Source organism: Mycolicibacterium sp. SMGY-1XX, assembly GCF_059132455.1.
Window position 1 is genome coordinate 6,596,761 of sequence record NZ_CP101139.1, and the last position, 19,138, is coordinate 6,615,898.

Annotated in this window: 20 protein-coding genes; 12 read left to right on the forward strand and 8 right to left on the reverse strand. The window is 67.1% G+C overall.

All coding sequences use genetic code 11. The annotated features are described in order from the left end of the window. The first annotated feature begins 21 nt into the window (after positions 1–21). Positions 22–837, forward strand: coding sequence for a HugZ family pyridoxamine 5'-phosphate oxidase (locus tag NL241_RS31485; RefSeq protein ID WP_494396026.1), 816 nt, complete (start codon positions 22–24; stop codon positions 835–837). Here NL241_RS31485 and NL241_RS31490 read toward each other — a convergent pair. Together NL241_RS31490 and NL241_RS31495 are read right to left on the reverse strand one after the other, a co-directional pair. After that, positions 828–2,300, reverse strand: a complete 1,473-nt coding sequence (locus NL241_RS31490; RefSeq protein WP_494398425.1) for a DUF222 domain-containing protein — start codon at positions 2,298–2,300, stop codon at positions 828–830. The genes NL241_RS31485 and NL241_RS31490 overlap by 10 nt on opposite strands. Beyond that, positions 2,231–2,704 (reverse strand): DUF222 domain-containing protein, encoded by a 474-nt coding sequence (locus tag NL241_RS31495; protein WP_494396027.1) that lies wholly within the window; start codon positions 2,702–2,704, stop codon positions 2,231–2,233. Before NL241_RS31495 ends, NL241_RS31490 begins: the two co-directional genes overlap by 70 nt. A gap of 157 nt (positions 2,705–2,861) precedes the next feature. On the opposite strand from NL241_RS31495, the gene NL241_RS31500 reads away from it, so the two are divergent. Beyond that, positions 2,862–3,140: a hypothetical protein gene (locus tag NL241_RS31500; RefSeq protein ID WP_487690538.1), complete on the forward strand. Its 279-nt coding sequence runs from the start codon at positions 2,862–2,864 to the stop codon at positions 3,138–3,140. Between the two features lie 6 nt (positions 3,141–3,146). Here the strand turns inward: NL241_RS31500 and NL241_RS31505 are convergent, their stop codons facing one another. Next, positions 3,147–4,055 carry a TIGR03564 family F420-dependent LLM class oxidoreductase gene (locus NL241_RS31505; RefSeq protein WP_494396028.1) on the reverse strand — a complete coding sequence of 303 codons (909 nt, stop codon included), beginning with the start codon at positions 4,053–4,055 and terminating at the stop codon, positions 3,147–3,149. 31 nt (positions 4,056–4,086) lie between these two features. Here NL241_RS31505 and NL241_RS31510 point away from each other — a divergent pair, with 31 nt between their 5' ends. From NL241_RS31510 to NL241_RS31535, 6 genes are all read left to right on the forward strand, one after another. Then, positions 4,087–4,485: a TIGR03668 family PPOX class F420-dependent oxidoreductase gene (locus NL241_RS31510; protein WP_494396029.1), complete on the forward strand. Its 399-nt coding sequence runs from the start codon at positions 4,087–4,089 to the stop codon at positions 4,483–4,485. A 5-nt stretch (positions 4,486–4,490) separates the two neighbouring features. After that, complete coding sequence (locus tag NL241_RS31515) at positions 4,491–5,111, forward strand: FMN-binding negative transcriptional regulator (RefSeq protein ID WP_487690533.1); 621 nt, start codon at positions 4,491–4,493, stop codon at positions 5,109–5,111. Between the two features lie 9 nt (positions 5,112–5,120). After that, a complete protein-coding gene (locus tag NL241_RS31520) occupies positions 5,121–6,125 on the forward strand; it encodes a magnesium transporter CorA family protein (protein ID WP_487690531.1) in 1,005 nt (334 codons plus the stop codon). 35 nt (positions 6,126–6,160) lie between these two features. Further along, positions 6,161–6,943: an SGNH/GDSL hydrolase family protein gene (locus tag NL241_RS31525; protein WP_487690529.1), complete on the forward strand. Its 783-nt coding sequence runs from the start codon at positions 6,161–6,163 to the stop codon at positions 6,941–6,943. Between the two features lie 79 nt (positions 6,944–7,022). Continuing rightward, on the forward strand, positions 7,023–7,763 hold the full coding sequence (locus NL241_RS31530) for a L,D-transpeptidase (protein ID WP_487690528.1): 741 nt from the start codon (positions 7,023–7,025) through the stop codon (positions 7,761–7,763). Positions 7,764–7,835: 72 nt separating this feature from the next. Then, entirely contained in the window at positions 7,836–9,884 is a 2,049-nt protein-coding gene (locus NL241_RS31535) for an elongation factor G (protein WP_487690526.1), read from the forward strand. Here NL241_RS31535 and NL241_RS31540 read toward each other — a convergent pair. Next, positions 9,871–10,059: a ferredoxin gene (locus NL241_RS31540; RefSeq protein ID WP_487690524.1), complete on the reverse strand. Its 189-nt coding sequence runs from the start codon at positions 10,057–10,059 to the stop codon at positions 9,871–9,873. The genes NL241_RS31535 and NL241_RS31540 overlap by 14 nt on opposite strands. After that, positions 10,056–11,267, reverse strand: coding sequence for a cytochrome P450 (locus NL241_RS31545; protein WP_494398426.1), 1,212 nt, complete (start codon positions 11,265–11,267; stop codon positions 10,056–10,058). Before NL241_RS31545 ends, NL241_RS31540 begins: the two co-directional genes overlap by 4 nt. A 173-nt stretch (positions 11,268–11,440) precedes the next feature. On the opposite strand from NL241_RS31545, the gene NL241_RS31550 reads away from it, so the two are divergent. Both NL241_RS31550 and NL241_RS31555 read left to right on the forward strand, forming a co-directional pair. Further along, on the forward strand, positions 11,441–12,013 hold the full coding sequence (locus NL241_RS31550; protein ID WP_494396030.1) for a TetR/AcrR family transcriptional regulator: 573 nt from the start codon (positions 11,441–11,443) through the stop codon (positions 12,011–12,013). A gap of 37 nt (positions 12,014–12,050) precedes the next feature. After that, positions 12,051–12,773 (forward strand): SDR family NAD(P)-dependent oxidoreductase, encoded by a 723-nt coding sequence (locus tag NL241_RS31555; protein WP_494396031.1) that lies wholly within the window; start codon positions 12,051–12,053, stop codon positions 12,771–12,773. Between the two features lie 36 nt (positions 12,774–12,809). Here NL241_RS31555 and NL241_RS31560 read toward each other — a convergent pair whose 3' ends face one another. Together NL241_RS31560 and NL241_RS31565 are read right to left on the reverse strand one after the other, a co-directional pair. Beyond that, the gene (locus tag NL241_RS31560; RefSeq protein WP_487690519.1) at positions 12,810–13,094 is read right to left on the reverse strand and encodes a DUF1330 domain-containing protein; all 285 of its coding nucleotides are present in this window, start codon (positions 13,092–13,094) and stop codon (positions 12,810–12,812) included. Positions 13,095–13,208: 114 nt separating this feature from the next. Then, entirely contained in the window at positions 13,209–14,579 is a 1,371-nt protein-coding gene (locus tag NL241_RS31565) for an FAD-dependent oxidoreductase (protein ID WP_494396032.1), read from the reverse strand. Between the two features lie 97 nt (positions 14,580–14,676). Between NL241_RS31565 and zwf the strand changes: the two genes are divergently transcribed. Together zwf and NL241_RS31575 are read left to right on the forward strand one after the other, a co-directional pair. Next, positions 14,677–16,176: a glucose-6-phosphate dehydrogenase gene (zwf, locus tag NL241_RS31570; RefSeq protein WP_487690516.1), complete on the forward strand. Its 1,500-nt coding sequence runs from the start codon at positions 14,677–14,679 to the stop codon at positions 16,174–16,176. 37 nt (positions 16,177–16,213) lie between these two features. Then, complete coding sequence (locus tag NL241_RS31575; protein ID WP_494396033.1) at positions 16,214–17,887, forward strand: acyl-CoA synthetase; 1,674 nt, start codon at positions 16,214–16,216, stop codon at positions 17,885–17,887. Here NL241_RS31575 and NL241_RS31580 read toward each other — a convergent pair. Then, the gene (locus NL241_RS31580; protein ID WP_494396034.1) at positions 17,847–19,127 is read right to left on the reverse strand and encodes an MFS transporter; all 1,281 of its coding nucleotides are present in this window, start codon (positions 19,125–19,127) and stop codon (positions 17,847–17,849) included. The genes NL241_RS31575 and NL241_RS31580 overlap by 41 nt on opposite strands. Positions 19,128–19,138: the final 11 nt, after the last annotated feature.

The window sequence follows — 19,138 nt, forward strand, 5'->3', positions numbered from 1 at the left end:
TCTGAACCTACGAGGAGACATGTGGCAAACCGTGACCATGGCGACCCCGGCGACGCGCCGTCCATCCCGCCGCCGCTGACCCAGCCCGTCAATCCGGTTCGGCCGTCAGCTGCCGAGGAGGCCCGCACCATCGCGGCCTCCACCAACACCGGGACCCTGGCCACTCTCACCACCGACGGTGACCCGTGGGCGTCCCTGGTGACCTATGGCTTGCTCGACGGAGCGCCGGTGCTGTGCGTCTCGCACATGGCCGAGCACGGTCGTAACCTGGCCGGCGATCAACGCGCCAGCATCGCCGTCGTGGCGCCGGCCACCGATACCGATCCACTGGCCAATGCCCGCATCACCCTCGCCGGGGTGGTGCAGCATCCCGTCGGCGCTGAACTGGAGGCCGCTCGCGCCGCTCACATCGCTGCCGTGCCCGCCGCCAAGTACTACATCGACTACAGCGACTTCGCGCTGTGGGTCCTGCGCGTACACCGGGTCCGCTGGGTCGGCGGTTACGGCCGAATGGATTCGGCCACCGGTGCCGATTACTCTGCGGCAGAGCCGGATCCGGTGACACTGCAGGCGGCCAATGCGATTGCGCACTTGAACGCCGACCATGCCGGCTCCCTGGCCCTGATGGCCCAGCACCTCGGCGGCTTCCCCGACGCCACCGCAGCCACCTGCACCGGCGCGGACCGCTATGGCCTGGACCTGAAGGTCACCACCCCGCGCGGCATCGCTTACACCCGCGTGGGCTATCCGGAGCGACTGAATGCCGTCGCCGAGATGCGCGCTGCCAGTGTGGCTTTGGTGAAGGCCGCGCGTGAAGCAGGTGCGGGTCAGCCCTGACCCGCCCAGCCCTCGGGCGGGGGCCTACTCCGTCCACCATCTTCGAGGGCGCGTTGGGTGGCGTTGTATTCGCGTTCGGCGTCGATGCGTTGTTGGCGGTCTTGTTCTCGGGTGCGTTTGCGTATGGGCATGGTGGGGCCCGGGTCGGTCTTGCGTCGTTTCGTGCGTTTGGCCGGTGGTGGGAGTTTGGCGGTGGTGGGGTCCCAGTCGGAAAACACCAGCCGGGTGCCGGGTTCGGTGAGGTACTCGTGTCCCGTGGGTGCTCGCCAGATGACTTCGCCGGTGGGCAGTTGTTCGTCGGTCCATCCCTCGGGCCCGGTGCGGAACGTCTTGGCGAGATGATGCTCGCGGCACAGCACTTTGCCGTTGGAAGCGTGGGTGGGGCCGCCGTCGCTGTCGGGGATGGTGTGGTCGATGTCGGCATATTCGGCGCGGCGGTTGCAGCCCGGGAACCGGCAGCGCATGTCACGGCATTGCACGAATTCGCGCAGTGTTCCGGTGAATGCGTATCCCGTCCTGGGCTGTTCGGTGGGGATCGGTAAGGCCTTGACTGTCGCCCCGGTGCGGATCAATTCGGCCAGCAGCCCGGTGGGGATGACGGCACCGGTGAGGGTGACCGCCGGCCGCACCGGTGCGGCGCTCGCGGCGGGTGGGGTGGCCTCGGCCGAATCCGGCTGCGGTGCACAGCATTCCGGGTCGGTGCCGGTCTCGGGCGCCGCGGCGTCGCTCGAATCACAGGGCCCGGGTGATGGCTCCGGTGTGGTGCGGGTGGCACACGGCGGGCCTTTCTCGTCCTCGTCATCGTCGTCGGGCGATGTCGACTCATTCGAATCATCAAGCGGTCGAGCGTGTCCCGAGGTGTCCGCGCCTGGTTCGGGGGTGAAGTCGTCGAGGGCGGGTGGTTCTGCCCCGAGGTCAGGTGCAGTGCAGTTCCAATCCGCCCAGCCCTGCTCACCTGAGGTCGGCGCCTCCAGATCCACCGTCGGGGCTGGGCTGTCATCGGGCTGAAAGCTCCGGGCGGCCGCGACGTCGGCGAGGGCGGCCTCCAGGGTGGCTTGTTCGGCCAGCACATGCACGATCACCGACTCGACTCTCGAGGGGATGGTGGTCGCAGCACACTCGGGGTTGCCGCACTGGCACACCAGGCGGTCCTGGCGGCGGAACATCGCCCCGTAGGCCGCGGCGCGCAATTCGCCCCGGGAACGGGGGTCGTCCTTGCAGACGGTGTCGGCGTAGGCGTTCAAGATCCGCACCGACAGGTCGGCGTCGATGTCGGAGACCCGCCCGTAGAGCGATTTGGTGCCGGTGGCGTCATCACGTTTGCCAACCGCCACATCGCAGTTCTTGACGGCCTGGCGATACCGGCGCACGGCATCGGGGTCGTGTTCTTCGATCACCGCATCGATGGCGGTTTCCAAGTCGGTCTCCGAGAGGGTGGTGAACCCACCGGCACGCTCGGCGATCTCGGCATCAACGGCGGCTTGGGCGCCGGGGCGACGAGTGCGGTGCGGTAGACGATGGTGGCGGCGACCTGCGCGGAGATCATGCCGTGCTCAAGCAGTGACGCCACCTGCGGCAGGCGCACCGCCAGGGCTTCGGCCAGCCGCATCTGGCCCGAGGCCCGGCGCGGGCTCAGACTCAAGGCCGGGCCGACTTGATCGCATACCGCGGCCCAGGCGTCGTGCGCCCAGTGCTGTTGCTGCCGGGCTGCTTCCTCGTCTTCGTGATCGCGCAGCAGCATCGCGATGAACGCCCAGGTCCGGGCGGTCGTGGTGGCCTGCAGGCGGTGGTATTGCCGGATCGCGGTGACCATCTGCGCGCGGGTGATCTCCCCGCAGGTCGCCGGATCCAACAAGTCATCGAACATGTGTTCGATTCTAACTCCACCCCCCGACAATCCGGTGGCGACGCAGTTGCCCTCGGGCAGCGCGGCTTTGGGCCGGCCGATTCCGGTCTGACCTGTGACGCGACAGGCGTAAAATTCGGCTGGACCCGGGTTGGGGATCGATCGAGGGAGGCCTGCCATGGCGGGCACAGTTCACCGTTTGGAGATCATCGGCGTGTCCTCGTTGGCGCCGCTCGCCTTCGTGACACTGATGTCACCCGGCGTCGCTGACGCAACCGAATGCGGTTGGGGAACCGTCTACGACCCGCCGTCGAACACATGTGTGGCAGCACCGCTTCCACCGCCGCCGCCCCCTCCGCCACCGGCGTGGAACGGGGACCTGACGCCGGGCTTCGGGGTGGGAGTCTGCGTGCCGATTCCGGTTCCGTTCGCACCGTCGGTGTGCACCGGCATCTGAGCGCAGTCACCCAGCCCAGCGGCGCAACAGGGCACGGGTACGCGCCCGGCCCTCGGCCGAGCGGTCGAACGTCGCCCCCACGAACTCGTCGACACCAGCGGCCCGCAACTCGTCCAAGCGACCCGACACCACCGACTCGTCGCCGATCAGAGCCGCGTCCTCTGGACCGGCGAAGCCTTCGCGGTCCAACATCGCCCGGTAGGACGGCAACTGCCCGTACATCGCGAACTGCTTCGCGGCCACCTTCCGAGCCCCGTCCACGTCGTCGGTGACACTGACCGGCAGCGCAGCCACCACACGCACAGAACGCGCGGCTTCGCCTGCCGCACTTCGTAACACCGGTCCGATGTGGGTCTCCAAGGTGCGCGGACCGGTCATCCAGGTGACGGTCCCCGACGTACGCCGCCCGGCCACTTTGAGCATCTGCGGACCCAGGGCGGCGACGTAGACGTCGGGAGCCGGGGCACCAGGGATCTGTACCGCGCCGCGGGCCGTGACGAGCTCACCACTGACGTCTGCCGGTTGCCCGTTGAGCAGTGGCAACAGCGCGTCGAGATACTCGGTGAGACGCCGGATGGGCTTGGCCCAGGAGATACCCCACATCCCCTCCGACACCGCAGCATGCGTCAGCCCGATACCCAGTGTGAAACGGCCTCCCGCAATGGCATTCAAGGTCAGTGCACGCTGCGCCAGCAACATCGGATGCTGGTTCTGGATAGGCAGGACGCCGGTGCCCACCTCGATATCGGGGACTTCACGGAACGCCACCGCCAGCGCGGTCAGCAGATCCCGCTCATACGGCAGCTGGGTGCTCCACAGCCGGGCGAAGCCCTCGTCACGCACCTGCGCCAGCTGCGCCACGTAGGAGTCGATGGTGAACGGGTCGCCGGTGTACTCGAGGACGCTGATCTGCATGCGTCGATGATGACGCACCTAGTCTGAAGCCATGGCCGAACCCCCGCTGCCGGCGCAGTTCATCGACGCGCCGGTGGCCAGACTCGCGACCGTGGGCCCCGGCGGCGTACCGCACCTGGTGCCCGTGGTGTTCGCAGTGCAGGGCAACACTGTCTTCACCGCCGTGGACGGCAAGCCCAAGTCCACCACACGGCTCAAACGCCTGGCGAACATCCGGGAGAACCCCCACGTCAGCATGCTCGTCGACCACTACGACGACGACTGGACACAGCTGTGGTGGATCCGGATCGACGGAACAGCCCAGATCGTGGAGAACCGCACCGCACTGACCCTTTTGCGCGCCAAATACCCTCAGTATCAACACATCCCGCTGGACGGACCGGTGATCGAAATCGAGTTGCAGCGGTGGGTGTCCTGGGGACTACCCTGAGGCGCATGTACATTCCACCGGCGAATCGACTCGACGACGACGAGGCCATCCGCGCCCACGTCGCCGCGGCGGGTTCGGCCGAGTTGGTGACGGTGGCCGGAGACGGTTTCCCGGTCTCGACCCTGCTGCCGATTCTGTGGGACGGCGATACCGTCGTCGCGCACATGGCACGCGCCAATCCGCAATGGCGCGCAATCAGCGACGGTGACCCCGTCCTCCTGATCTGCGCGGGCCACCAGGCCTACATCAGTCCGTCGTGGTATGCCGCCAAAGCCGAGCACGGCCGCGTCGTGCCCACCTGGAACTACAGCGCGGTCCACCTCACCGGCACGGTGCGTGTGCACGACGATCCCGGCTGGTTGCGCAACGCCGTGGAACGGCTCACCGACAACCACGAAGCCGGTCGCGCACAACCGTGGCAGGTGGCCGACGCACCGGAGCCCTATATCCAGGGCCAGCTGAGGGGCATCGTCGGTATCGAGGTGACCGTGCTCCGCGTCGAGGCCAAAGCCAAACTGAGCCAGAACCGCTCGCAGCCCGACCAGGCCGGGGTGGTCACCGGCCTTCGCGGCGAACCGTTCGCGGGCGCGCGCGCCATCGCCGATGCCATGGAGTCGCAGCTCTAACATGATCGGGTGACGCCGCCGGGATGTGTGGTGCAGGGCCGGGTATGGCGCTCGGGACACCTGCAGCAGGATTTCGACTTCGACCGCATCTCCGACTACCTCACCGAGCCGGAAACCCTGGTGTGGGTCGACATGTACGACCCCGATCACAGCGCACTGGCTGATCTCGCCCAGGAACTCGGCCTCAACGTCTGGGCGGTCGAGGACGCCGTCGCACCGTCGGAGCGCGTCAAGGCCACCGTCTACCCCACTCACACCTTCTTCACGGTGTACGCCGTCGAGATGGCCGCACCCGATCCCAACGGGGAACCGCGGTCACTGCTGTCCAAGCACCGCATCTCGGCGTTCGTGTTGCCCCAGGCGCTGGTGACGGTCCGGCTGGCGCCGCACTACGACATCACCGCGGTGCTACAGCGGTGGGACGACCTCGGCGGCCAGCAGTACGGAGTCGGCGCGCTGGTCCATGGCCTGCTCGACGTGGTGGTCGACGAACACTTCGACGCGGTGCAGGTGCTCGACGACTGTATCGAGGACATCGAAGACGCCCTGTTCGATCCGCCGTCGCGCGACGCGAACATCCAGCGCCGCAGCTTCGCCGTGCGCAAGGACCTGGTGAACCTGCGCCGGGTGGTCCTGCCGATGCGTGAGGTGATCAACGCGATCCAGCATCACCGCTCCGACGGCACCCAGGCTCCGGAACTCGACCCGCTCTACGTCGACCTCTACGACCACGTACTGCGGGTGTCGGAGTGGACGGAGTCGTTGCGCGACATGATCACCACCGTCTTCGAGACCAATCTCTCGCTGCAGGATGCGCGGCTGAACATGGTCATGAAGAAGCTCACCGGGTGGGCGGCCATCATCGCGGTGCCGACGGCCATCACCGGTTTCTACGGGCAGAACGTCCCGTATCCGGGGTTCGACACGTTCGGCGGCTTCGTGGCCAGTACGGCTCTGATCCTGATCATCGGGTTCGCGCTGTATGTGACGTTCAAACGCCGCGACTGGTTGTGACGTTCTGTTCACCGAGCACCACTAAGGTCCCCGCCATGGCGTACACCCGCTATGTGGCGCTCGGCGACAGCCAGACCGAAGGACTCTGGGACGGTGACGACGACACCGGTGTGCGCGGCTTTGCCGATCGACTCGCCGCGCACCTGGCCGAGCTCTATCCGGGGCTGCAGTACGCGAACCTCGCAGTGCGTGGGCGCACCACCCGCGATGTCCTGGACAACCAGCTACCCGCGGCGCTGGCCATGGCACCGGATCTGGTGACGCTTTGCGTGGGGATGAACGACATGGTCCGGCCCGGCCGCTGGTTCGACACCGCACTCGTGGAACTCGAAACCGTCTACACCCGGCTCGCCGAGACGGGCGCCACCGTCGTCACCACCACCTTCCCCGATGTGGCCAGGATCCTGCCCGTCGGTCGGGTGCTGGCCGCCAGGCTCCGGCAGATCAATGCCGTCATCACCAATTCGGCCGCCCAGCACGGCTTCGGGCTCGTAGATCTGTTCAGCGCACCGTCCATGCTCGACTCGCAGGTGTGGAGCATCGACCGCATGCACGCCTCGCCCTACGGCCACCAGCTGTTCGCCGATGCCGCCGCTGAAGCCCTGGGACTGCCTGGGAGCAACCATGATTGGGCCACTGCCCGGGGGTCGGGGGAGCAACCCGGCCCGGCGGCGCGGATGCGGGCGCAGGCCCAGTGGACCCGCAACATGCTCGTACCCTGGGTCTGGCGCAATCTCCGCAGCCTCCCCGCCGGACACGGCAAGACGGCCAAATTCCCCGAGCTGACGGCCGTGCCGACCGATCGATGCCGGATGTAACGGCCGGCCGGCAAACACCGACGTCCCGGGTGACGGGCCGCTACCATCGGTGGTCCACCGCAGTGAAGGGAGGATCACCGTGCGGCATGCGCTTCGATTCATCCTCGTTCTGGCTATCTCGGTCCTGATGGTGCCCACGGGCTCGCCCGGGCCGGCCTCGGCGGCGGTCCCCACCACCCCCGTCACCGACGTGGTGCCCGCGGCAGGGGATCGCGTGGGCGTCGGGCATCCCGTCGACATCACCTTCGGCGGACCGGTCAACCGGCGCGTCATCGAGGATTCGGTGACCATTCTCGAGCCGAAAGACTCTGCGGTTCAGTTTGATTGGCCAACCCCCGACACACTGCGGGTCACCCCGCAGCGATTCTGGCCGGCGCACTCGACCATCCGGTTGTCCGTCGCCGGCACACCGCTGAGCTTCAACACCGGGGCGGAGGTGCTGGCGGTGGCCGACATCTCCGCGCACACCTTCGTGGTCAGTATCGACGGTGTGGTGGCCAGGGAGATGCCCGCCTCGATGGGCAAGTCGGGATTTCCCACCCCCGTCGGATCGTTCACCGCGCTGGCCAAGGAGCGTGACGTGGTGATGGACTCCCGGACCATCGGTATCCCGCTGGACTCCTCTGAGGGCTACCTGCTCGACGTCAACTACGCCGTGCGGGTCACCTGGGGCGGTGTCTACGTGCACTCGGCACCGTGGTCGGTGGGCTCACAGGGGTACGCCAACGTCAGTCACGGCTGCATCAATCTGAGTCCCGACAATGCCGCCTGGTACTTCGACACGGTCAGCGTGGGCGACCCGATCGTCATCAACGCCTGATCTCAGCCGGTTCCGCCATTCGGCCGTGCCGGCGGCCCCATCCGAGCACAATCGGGTGGCAGGAGGACCGTCATGGCTGACAAGACGAACGCGTCCCGCGACGCAGCGCCCACTGCCACCGCACCGGAGGCCATCCGCAACATCGTCCTCGTCGGCGCGTCCGGCGCGGGCAAGACGACTCTGATCGAAGCACTCCTGGTCGCGGCCGGGGTGCTGACGCGGGCCGGTTCGGTGCCCGAGGGCAGCACGGTCTGCGATTACGACGACGCCGAGATAGCCCAGCAACGTTCGGTCGGTCTGGCGCTGGCCTCACTGCAATACCGCGGCATCAAGGTGAACCTGATCGACACACCCGGCTACGCCGATTTTGTGGGTGAGCTCCGGGCGGGGCTCCGCGCCGCGGACTGCGCGCTGTTCGTCATCGCCGCGAATGACGGAGTCGACGCCGCAACCAAGGCGCTGTGGCATGAATGCAGCGATGTCGGCATGCCGCGGGCAGTGGCCATCACCAAGCTCGACCATGGCAGAGCCGATTACCCGGCCGTCCTGGCCGAGGCTCGAGAAGCGTTCGGCGAGAGGGTGGCTCCGCTGTACCGCCCGGAACCCGACCGTCTCGTGGGCCTCCTCGACGACCCGTCGTTGATCGAGGCCATCATCGAGGAATCCGAAGACGAGTCGCTGATGGAGCGCTACCTCGGCGGTGAGCAGATCGACGAGGCCGTGCTGATCGCCGACCTCGAGAACGCCGTGGCCCGCGGGTCCTTCCACCCGGTGATCCCGGTGTGCAGCACCACCGGCGTGGGCCTCGACGAACTGCTGGACATCGCGACCCGGGGATTCCCGTCGCCGTCCGAGCATCCCCTCCCCCAGGTGTTCACCCCGGTGGGCAAGTCCCATCAGCCCCTGTCCTGCGATCCGGACGGTGCACTGCTGGCGGAGGTGGTGAAGACCACGCAGGATCCCTATGTCGGGAGGGTCAGCCTCGCCCGGGTGTTCTCCGGCACCATCAGGCCCGACACCACTGTGCATGTGTCGGGCCATTTTTCGGCGTTCTTCGGGGACGCGGCGGCCAACTCCTTCCATGATGACCACGACGAGGACGAGCGCGTGGGAGCGCTGACCTTCCCGCTCGGTAAACAGCAGCGTCCCGCCCCGTCGGTGGTAGCGGGCGACATCTGCGCGATCGGGCGGCTGACGCGCGCCGAGACCGGTGACACCCTGTCCGACAAGGCCGATCCTCTGGTGCTGCGGCCGTGGACGATGCCGGAACCGTTGTTGCCCATCGCCATTGCCCCGCACGCCAAATCCGACGAGGAGAAACTGGCCGGCGGTATCGCGCGCCTGGCCGCCGAGGACCCGGCGTTGCGCATCGAACAGAACCCGGAGACGCATCAGATCGTGTTGTGGTGCATGGGTGAGGCGCACGCCGGGGTGGCGCTCGAGGCGTTGTCGCACCGCTTCGGGGTCGGCGTGGACACCGTAGACCTGCGAATCCCGCTGCGCGAGACGTTCACCGAGTCGGCGACCGGGCACGGCCGGCATGTGAAACAGTCCGGCGGGCACGGCCAGTTCGCGGTGTGTGACATCGAAGTGGACCCGCTGCCGGAAGGCACCGGGTTCGAATTCGTCGACAAGGTGGTCGGCGGCGCGGTGCCGCGGCAGTTCATCGCCAGTGTCGAGAAGGGTGTCCGCGCGCAGATGGAGAGGGGGCTGGAATCAGGGAATCCGCTCGTCGACATCAGGGTCACGCTCGTCGACGGCAAGGCACACAGCGTGGACTCCTCGGATCACGCCTTCCAGATGGCCGGTGCGCTGGCGCTGCGTGATGCCGCCGCCCGGTCCGAGCTGGCGGTGCTGGAGCCGGTGGATCAGGTCTCGGTGGTGCTGCCCGACGATCTGGTGGGCACCGTGATGAGCGACCTGTGCGGGCGGCGCGGACGGGTGCTGGGCACCGACACCAGCGCCGACGGCACCACGGAGGTCAAAGCCGAAGTGCCGCAGCAGGAGTTGGTGCGGTATGCGATCGACCTGCGGTCGATGTCGCACGGCGCGGCCACCTTCACCCGGACATTCGTGCGCTACGAGCCGGCCGCACTGCCGAAGGCGGTCAGCTCACGGTGATCGCGTGTTCGGGGCACGCTTGCGCCGCCTCGCGCACGCCATCCTCGTGCTCGGGGGCCACGTCACCCTCCTGGGCTTCGGCGTAACCGTCGTCGGTCACCCAGAACACGTCCGGGCACACCGCCTCACACACCCCGTGTCCGCGGCACAGGGCGTCGTCCACGCGGGCCCTCATTTGACGTCGAACTCCAGGTGCAGCGCGGTCACTCCGCGCAGGATGAACGTCGGGACGTAGGTGAAACGCCTGTTTCCCACCGGACCGTGATGCTCCTCCGACAGCCGGATGTCGTTGGTGCGGGCCAGCATTCGATCCAGGGCCACCTTGGCTTCGGCCCGCGCCAGCGGTGAGCCCGGGCACGAGTGCACACCGCGGCCGAAGGCGATGTGGCGCCGGGCATTCGACCGGTCGACGTCGAGGGTGTCGGGATCGGGGAACTGGCGAGGATCGCGGTTGGCCGCACCGTTCATCACCATCACGGTGGTGCCCGCGGGAATCTCGACACCGCCGATGGTCATGGTCTTGCGCGCCAGCCGGAAGTCACCCTTGACGGGGCTCTCGATGCGCAGCATCTCCTCGATGAAGTTGGGGATCTTGCCGGGTTCCTTGCGCAGCTGATCCTGGACGTCCTTGCGTTCGGCGAGCACCATCAGCGCGGAGCTGAGCAGACGGACGGTGGTCTCTTGGCCCGCGGTGTAGAGGTTGGCGGCGATGCGCACCACGTCCATGACCTCGGGGGTGGAGCCGTCGGGGAACTTCGCGTTGGCCATCTCGGTCAGCGCGTCGGCACGCGGGTGGCTGCGGCGGTCGGCGATGTAGGCGGAGAACTTCTCGTACAGGTACTCCAGCGGGCTGTGCGACAGCGAGCCCTCGCCGGTGCTGCCGACGCCACCCTGGCTGTGATCCATCCGCTTGGCGAACTCGGCCCGGTCCTCCAGCGGCACACCGAGCAGATCGGCGATCACCGCCAGGGTGAACGGTGCGGCGAAACCCTTGATGTACTCACCACTTCCGCCGGCAAGGTACGGGTCGAGCACCTTGTCGTTGTGGTCCCACATGAACTCTTCGTTCTCTTTGAGCCGCTTGGGGGTGATGAGCCCCATCAGCAGGGCCCGGTGCGCGGTATGCGTCGGCGGGTCCATCACGGTCACCTGGTCGCTGAACGGCAGTTCGGCGCGGTGCGTGTCGATCAGCTCCGCGATCTCGCTCTCGGACCGGCCTTCCAGCGGTACCGGAAAGCCGGGGAACGGCCCGGTGACCGCGGTGCAGGAGGAGAAGTTCTCCGAGTCGCCGAACACCGCCAGGGCTTCGTCGTAACCGGTCACCACCATGACGTTCTGGTGCGGTTCACGACGGACCGGGCAGCCGCTGCGCATGGCCTCCATATAGGGGTACGGGTCGGCGACAAGGGTCTGGTCGGTGAAGAAGTTGAGGGTCTCGAGTTCCGTCTTCGCGAGATCTGACACGTGGCACTCTCCTTTACGATCGACTAGTAAGCTACTATACGATCGTAAAGTTGGTACAGCGTTTTGCAGACTCGGGAGAAGGGATCAACCGCATGGCCACCCCTTCCCCCGTCGAAGTCGACACGCGCCAGCGATTGATCGATGTCGCCGTCGATCTGTTCACCAGACACAGCTTCGCCGGCACATCACTGCAGATGATCGCCGACGAGCTCGGCTTCACGAAAGCCGCCATCTACCACCACTTCCGGACCCGCGAGCAGTTGCTCGACGCGGTGGTGGCCCCGATTCTCGAGCAGCTCACCGTGGTGATCGGCGCCGCCGAGCAGCTTCGCGGCGCCCATGCGCGCGCCGATCACATGCTGACCGGTTTCGCCCAGTTGGCCGTCGACAACCGGGTGGTGGCCGTGCTGGCGGCCGACCCCGCAGTGGGCGAGATGCTGCGCACCCGCCGCGAGTGGGACGAGCTGATCGAGCGCCAGATGCGACTGCTGGCCGATGTGGAGCCCGGGCCGGCCGGCATGGTCAAAGCGGCCGTGGTGCTCGCCGGCATGGCCGGAGCCTCGGGCCCGACGTTCGTCAACCTCGACCGTGACGCACTGCGCGAACACCTGGTGGACGCCGGCCGAAAGGCCCTGGGTCTGCGGGTGCCCCGCCGTAAAGCCTGAACAACAACTGACAACCAGCCCCAGGAAAGGACACGCGATGCCTGCGCGCAACGACACCCCCAGAGTCGCCGTGGTGACCGGCGGTGCCTCCGGTATCGGCAAAGCCATTGCCGAGCGACTGGCCGAGGACGGCCACCAGATCGCGGTGTTCGACCTCAATCCGGGAGAGGCGAAGTACTCCTACGCCGTCGACGTCACCGACCGCGCCGCGATCGATACCGCGCTGGCCCAGGTTCACGACGACCTGGGTCCGGTGGGGATCCTGGTCAATGCCGCCGGCTTGGACGGCTTCAAACCGTTTCTGAAGATCTCGTTCGACGACTGGCAGAACGTCGTGAACGTCAACCTGCACGGCGTGTTCCACATGGTCCAGGCGGTGCTGCCGGAGATGACCGAGGCCGGCTGGGGCCGCATCGTGAACATCTCGTCGTCGAGCACGCATTCCGGCACGCCGTACATGTCGCACTACGTGTCGGCCAAGTCCGGCGTCAATGGGCTCACGAAGTCGCTGGCGCTGGAGTTCGGTCCCACCGGTGTCACGGTCAACGCGGTGCCGCCCGGTTTCATCGACACCCCGATGCTGCGCAAAGCCGCCGACCGCGGTTTCCTCGGGGATATCGACAAGACCATCGAGGCCACCCCGGTGCGCCGGATCGGCAAGCCCGAGGACATCGCCGCCGCGGTGGCATTCCTGGCCTCCGAGGAGGCCGGTTACATCACCGGCCAGATCCTCGGGGTCAACGGCGGCCGGAACACCTAGCGGCGGCCGACGGAGGAGTGCCGGCGCCGTCAGACATCAGAACCCGGAGATGATGACGCCGTTGCAGTCGGCAGCGGCCTGACGCAGCTTCGCCGCCGCCTGGTACTCGTCGGAGTAGTACCAGGCCTTGGCGGCGTCCACCGAGTCGAACTCCAGGAGCACGGTCTGCGAACCGTGCCATTCACCTTCGATGGTCTCGGCCTTGCGATCGGCGGCCAGCACCGTGGCGCCACCCATCGCTTTCATCGCGGCTTCCCCGTAGGCCTTCATCGCCTCGGCGTCCTTGATGTCTTCGGTGATGATGACGTATCCCTTCGGCAATGCCCCACTCCTTCGACGTGTTCGAGAATCAGGTTCTCATTATCGGAGGGTGACATTACCTCACTTCACGCCCGGCCCCCCTGACTCCTTCGTCGCCGCCTCTGCGACCGGGCCTCAGTGCAGGGCACCCAGGAGCTGGTTGAACGCCTCCGTCATCGACGGGTGGGTATAGATCTCGTCCCGGAGCGCCGAGGCGGTGATGCCGTGGCGCATGGCCAGGGCCACCGTGTTGATCACCTCATGCGAATCGTGGCTCAACAGGGCGGCGCCCAGGATGGTGTCGGTGTCGGCGTCGACCACCACCTTCATCATCCCGCGGGGGTCACCGACGATGCGGGCCCGCGGTACCGTCGCCATGTCGGCGACCCGCATCGCGGCCACCTTGACCCGGTACCCGGCCGCGCGGGCCGCCCGCTCGGTCAATCCCACCCGCGACAACGGCGGGGTGACGAACAACGAGTACGGCACCGCCACGCGGTCGGCGGTGCTGCGCACACCGGAGCCGGCCAGTTGGCCGGCCACGATGCGGTAGTCATCGAGTGAGATGTAGGTGAACTGTGGGCCGCCGTTGACGTCGCCCACCGCGAAGATGTGCGGCCGGCTGGTGCGCAGATGCTCGTCGACGAGAACCGACCCGTCGGCCCGCAGATCCACCCCGGCCCTGTCCAGCCCCAGCCCCGCGGTCACCGGCCGACGTCCCAGTGCCACCAGGATGACATCGGCGTCCACGGTGGCCGCTGCCCCGTCGTGCACGAAATGAACACGGCCACCGTCGATTTCGGTCACCTGCGCAGCGGTCAGCAGCTTGACCCCGGCCTCGGTGAGGATATCGCCGACACTGGCGGCGATATCGTCGTCCTCGCCGCCCAGGATGCGCTCGTGCTTCTCGAGCACCGTCACCGCCGAGCCGTACCCGGCGAACATCGCCGCGAACTCCAGCCCGACATAACCACCGCCGAGCACCACCAGGCGCGCGGGCAGATTGTCATGCACCAGGAGTTCGGTGCTCGTGACCACCCGTTCATTGCCGGCCAGCCCGGGAATGTCGGGCAACACCGGTTCCGATCCTGTGCCGATCACGATGTGGGGTGCGCGGAGACGGTAACGGTCACCGTCGTCCGCGGTGACCTCGACGGTGTTGGCGTCGGCGAATTCGGCGCGTCCGGTCAGCACCGTCACGGTCTCGAGGTTGTCCAGCATGGCGAAGTTCTTGCCGCGCAGCAGTGCGGTCAGCTCCTGGGTGGTCTGCACCGCAGCCCGATACTCGGCATCGTGCGACGCCCCGGCGTCGAGGTGTTCGGCCTGATAGACCATTGATTTGGTCGGCACACAGCCGATGTTGATGCAGGTGCCGCCGTACATCCGCGCGGACTGCTCCACCATGATCACCCGCCGGCCCTGCGCGCCCAGTGCCGCGGCCAGCGTCTTACCGCCTTTACCGAAACCGATGACAACAAGATCGACGCTGATTTCCTCGGGGCTCATGCCCCATCCAGCGCGCCACCGCCGCGGTTGATTCCGGCGGGGCGAAGTTCACCCGGACGTCCTGCGCCGGTCCTCTCATCCTGGGATCATCCGTCAGATGGCCACCAACAACCCTCAGACGATCGCGTACCCGTCGCCCAGCGCCCGCCCGCGCCGCGGAGAAGAGCCGCTGACCCCGCATGTCATCGTGCTCTTCGGCGCCACCGGCGACCTGGCCAAGCGAAAACTGCTGCCGGGGATGGCATACCTGGTCAAGTCGGCGCTGGCCCCCAAGATCAGAGTGGTGGGCACATCGCTGGAGGACCTGTCCGACGACGAGTTCCGGGCGCTGGCCCGCGAGGCCATCAACTCGTTCGGCAACCACAAGCTCACCGACGAGGAGTGGGCGGCGTTCGCCTCGAGGGTGTCCTACGTGCCGCAGGGCGCCGGTCCGGACGCCCTGGCCGCCGCGGTCCGACAGGCCGAAGGTGAGCTCGGACCAGATGTCCGGCGGTTGCACTATCTCTCGGTGCCGCCGAAGGCCGCACACGCCGTCATCACCATGTTGCGGGAGGCCGACCTGGTGGATCGCTCGCGGGTGGTGATGGAGAAACCGTTCGGCACCGATCTGGCCAGTGCCGTCGAACTCAACGACTTCGTCCACCAGACCTTCCGGGAGCGTCAGATCTTCCGGATCGACCACTTCCTCGGCAAGGAAGCAGCCCAGAACATCCTGGCCTTCCGGTTCGCCAACGGTTTGTTCGAACCGATCTGGAACCGCAATTTCATCGACCACATCCAGATCGACATCCCCGAGACGCTCGGCCTGGACCAGCGGGCCAACTTCTACGAGAGCACCGGCGCCTACAAGGACATGGTGGTGACACACCTGTTCCAGGTGATGGCGTTCGTGGTGATGGAACCGCCCACCGCACTGGAACCGCGGGCCATCAGCGAGGAGAAGAACAAGGTCTTCCGGTCCATGCTGCCGATCGACCCCGCCAACGTGGTCCGCGGCCAGTACACCGGCTACCGCGAAGAGCCCGGCGTGGCAAGGGATTCCGACACCGAGACGTTCATCGCCCTCAAGGTCGCGATCGACAACTGGCGGTGGGCCGGGGTCCCGGTGTACCTGCGCACCGGCAAGCGGATGGCCGAAGGGCAGCGCATCATCTCGATCGCGTTCAAGGAAGCCCCGCGCACCATGTTCCCGCCCGGCTCGGGAGTGGGCTCGCAGGGCCCCGACCACCTGACCTTCGACCTGGCCGACTCATCGAAGGTGTCGCTGTCGTTCTACGGCAAGCGGCCCGGGCCGGGGATGAAGCTGGAGAAGCTCTCGATGCAGTTCTCCACCCAGGAAACCGAATACGTCTCCGATGTGCTCGAGGCCTACGAACGCCTGATCCTGGACGCCATGCGCGGTGACCACACGTTGTTCACCACCGCCGAAGGTATCGAATCGTTGTGGGAGCGTTCGGCTCAGCTGCTCGACGACCCGCCGCCGGTGAAGATGTACCCGCAGGGCACCTGGGGTCCCAACGCCATCCATCAGCTGATCGCCCCCAACGGGTGGCGGCTGCCGTTCGAGCGGGTGTGGCGGGAGAAGAAGAAGAGTTAACCGCATCGCCGACTAGAACGTGTTCTAGATTGGTGCCATGAGCCGCGACACCTTCGACCTGTCGAGCGTTTTCGCCACCGTTGCCAGCACCATCCCGGATCACACCGCGCTGCTCTGGCGTGGGCGGCGGTTGACCTATGCCGAACTCGACGGCCGCATCGACGGTGTGGCGCACTATCTGGCATCGGTGGGCCTGGGCTGCCACACCGAGCGCAGCGACCTGGGCGGCCACGAATCCGGACAGGACCACATCGGGCTGTACCTGCGAAACGGCAATGAGTACCTGGAGTCGATGGTCGCCGCGTATCGCGCCCGGGTGGCGCCGTTCAACGTCAGCTACCGCTACGTCGAGGACGAGCTGCTGTACCTGCTCAACGACTCGAAAGCCACCGCGGTGGTCTACAACGCCGAGTTCGCGCCGCGGGTGGCCGCCATCCGGGACCGGCTTCCGCATCTGAAGGTGCTGATCCAGGTGGCCGATCACACGGGCAACGAATTGCTGCCCGGGGCCGTGGATTACGAGTCGATCGTAACCACGCCGGCACCTGCCGAGGGTATGCCCGCCCCGACCGGTGACGACCTCTACATCCTCTACACCGGCGGCACCACCGGCATGCCCAAGGGCGTGTTGTGGCGGCAGCACGACATCTTCATCTCCGCGATGGGCGGCCGGCCCTTCGGCAGCAGCGAGGCGCTGACGTCCTACGAGCAGATCGCCGAGCGGGTGAAAGCGGCCGCCGGGGCGATGTCGCTGCTGATGTTGCCGCCGTTCATGCACGGCGCGGCGCAGTGGGCGGCCTACAACATCATCACCATGGGCGGCTGGATCGCGATCCCCGACGACGTCGAGCGCTTCCGCGTGGCCGACGTGCTGCGGCTGGTCGAGCGGGAGAAGGTGCTCAGCATCCCGGTGGTCGGTGATGCGATGGCGCGACCGCTGATCGACGAGATCGAGACCGGCGACTACGACCTGTCCGGCCTGATCTCCATCACCAACGGCGGAGCGCCGATGTCACCGACCGTGCGGGACCGGATCCGGGCCGCACTGCCGCATGTCCTGCTGATCGACGCGGTGGGCTCGTCGGAGTCCGGTCAGCAGATGACCACACTCGCGAACACTGAAGCGGGCGACGACTCCGGCACCTCACCGGTGTTCACCCCGCAGGCCGACACCGCCGTCGTGGCCGCCGATTTCAGCCGGGTACTGGCCCCCGGCGACGGCGAAGGATGGTTGGCCCGGCGCGACCTGATCCCGCTGGGCTATCTGGGCGACGAAGCCAAGACGGCGCGTACCTTCCCGACAATCGACGGTGTGCGCTGGTCGGTTCCCGGCGATCGGGCCCGCGCCCTGGCGGACGGCCGCATCGAACTTCTGGGCCGCGATTCGGTGACCATCAACTCCGGTGGCGAGAAGATCTTCGCCGAAGAGGTGGAGCGCGCCATCGCCGCGCACCCTCACGTCTACGACGTGGTGGTGGCCGGGCGGCCGTCCGAGCGTTGGGGCAGCGAGGTGGTCGCCGTGGTCCAGCTGGTCGACGGCACCTCGGTCACCGACGACGAGCTCATCGAGGTCTGCCGGCGCACCATCGCCGGGTACAAGGTCCCCAAGGCATTCGTCCGCACCCCGAAGGTGGTGCGCTCCCCTGCGGGAAAGGCGGACTACCGTTGGGCTAAAGCCGTTGCAGCAGAGGCTGTTTCGCTGTCTCCCTGATGGTCAGCACGGTGATCAGGGAGACGACGGCCGCGACACTGAGATAGATCGCCGGGGCCAGGATGTTGCCGGTGCGGTCGGTCAGCCAGGTGACGACGTACGGCGTGGTTCCGCCGAACAGTGCAACGCAGATGTTGTAGCCGATCGAGAAGCCGCTGTAGCGGACCCGGGTGGCGAACATCTCCACCCCCGCTGTCACCGCGGTCGAGACGAAGATCGATTCCAGCACGGCCAGCGCGCAGTGTCCCGCGATGGCCGCCGCCACCGAACCCGACGTCATCAGCAGGAACAGCGGGTAACTGAGTACCACGAAACCCACTGCTGCACCGAGCAACAGCGGCCGGCGGCCGATCCGGTCCGACAGTGCGGCGAACGGCAGGATCAGCACGATCGCCACCAGGCTGGCGGCCGTCACCGAGGCGAATGCCTGGGTCTTGCTGAACTCCAGGTTCTTGATGAAGTACGTCGGAAGGAAGGTGAACACCACGTAGTAGCCGACGTTGAACAGGATGAACAATCCGATCACCCGCACGATGGCCGGGCCGGCGTCACGCACTGCCTCCCGCAGCGGTGATGCGGCCACGTCGTCGGATTCGCTGAGGGCGGTGAACTCCGGGGTGTCGTCGAGTTTCAGCCTGATGTAGAGCCCTACGAGCCCCAGCGGGCCGGCGATCAGGAACGGGATGCGCCAGCCGTAGGCGTCCATGGCCTCGGCGGACAGCCCCGCCTGCAGGAGCGTGACGGTCACGGATCCGATCAGAAAACCCACCACCCCGGACCATGCCATGAAGGTGACCGTCCTGCCACGGTTGTCATCGCGCGCGTACTCGGCGAGATAGACTGCGCCGCCGCCGTATTCACCCCCGGCGGAAAAGCCCTGCAGACAGCGCAGGAGCAGGAGCAGCAGGGGCGCCGCCACGCCGATGGTGGCGTAGGTGGGCAGTAACCCGATCGCCAGGGTGGCGGCCGACATCAGCAGGATGACGATCGCCAGCACCCGCTGCCGGCCGATCCGGTCCCCGAGCGGGCCGAACACGAAGCCCCCGAGTGGGCGCATGAAGAAGGCCGCGGCGAAGATCGCGAAGGTGTTGAGCAGTGCCGCCGTCTCGTCGCCGCTGGGAAAGAAGTTCGCGGCGATGAAGGTGGCCAGAAAGCCGTAGATGGCGAAGTCGAACCACTCGACGGCGTTGCCGATGGAGGCACCGGTGATGACCCGCTTGAGTGTCCCTGGCGCTGTCATGGAAACCATCC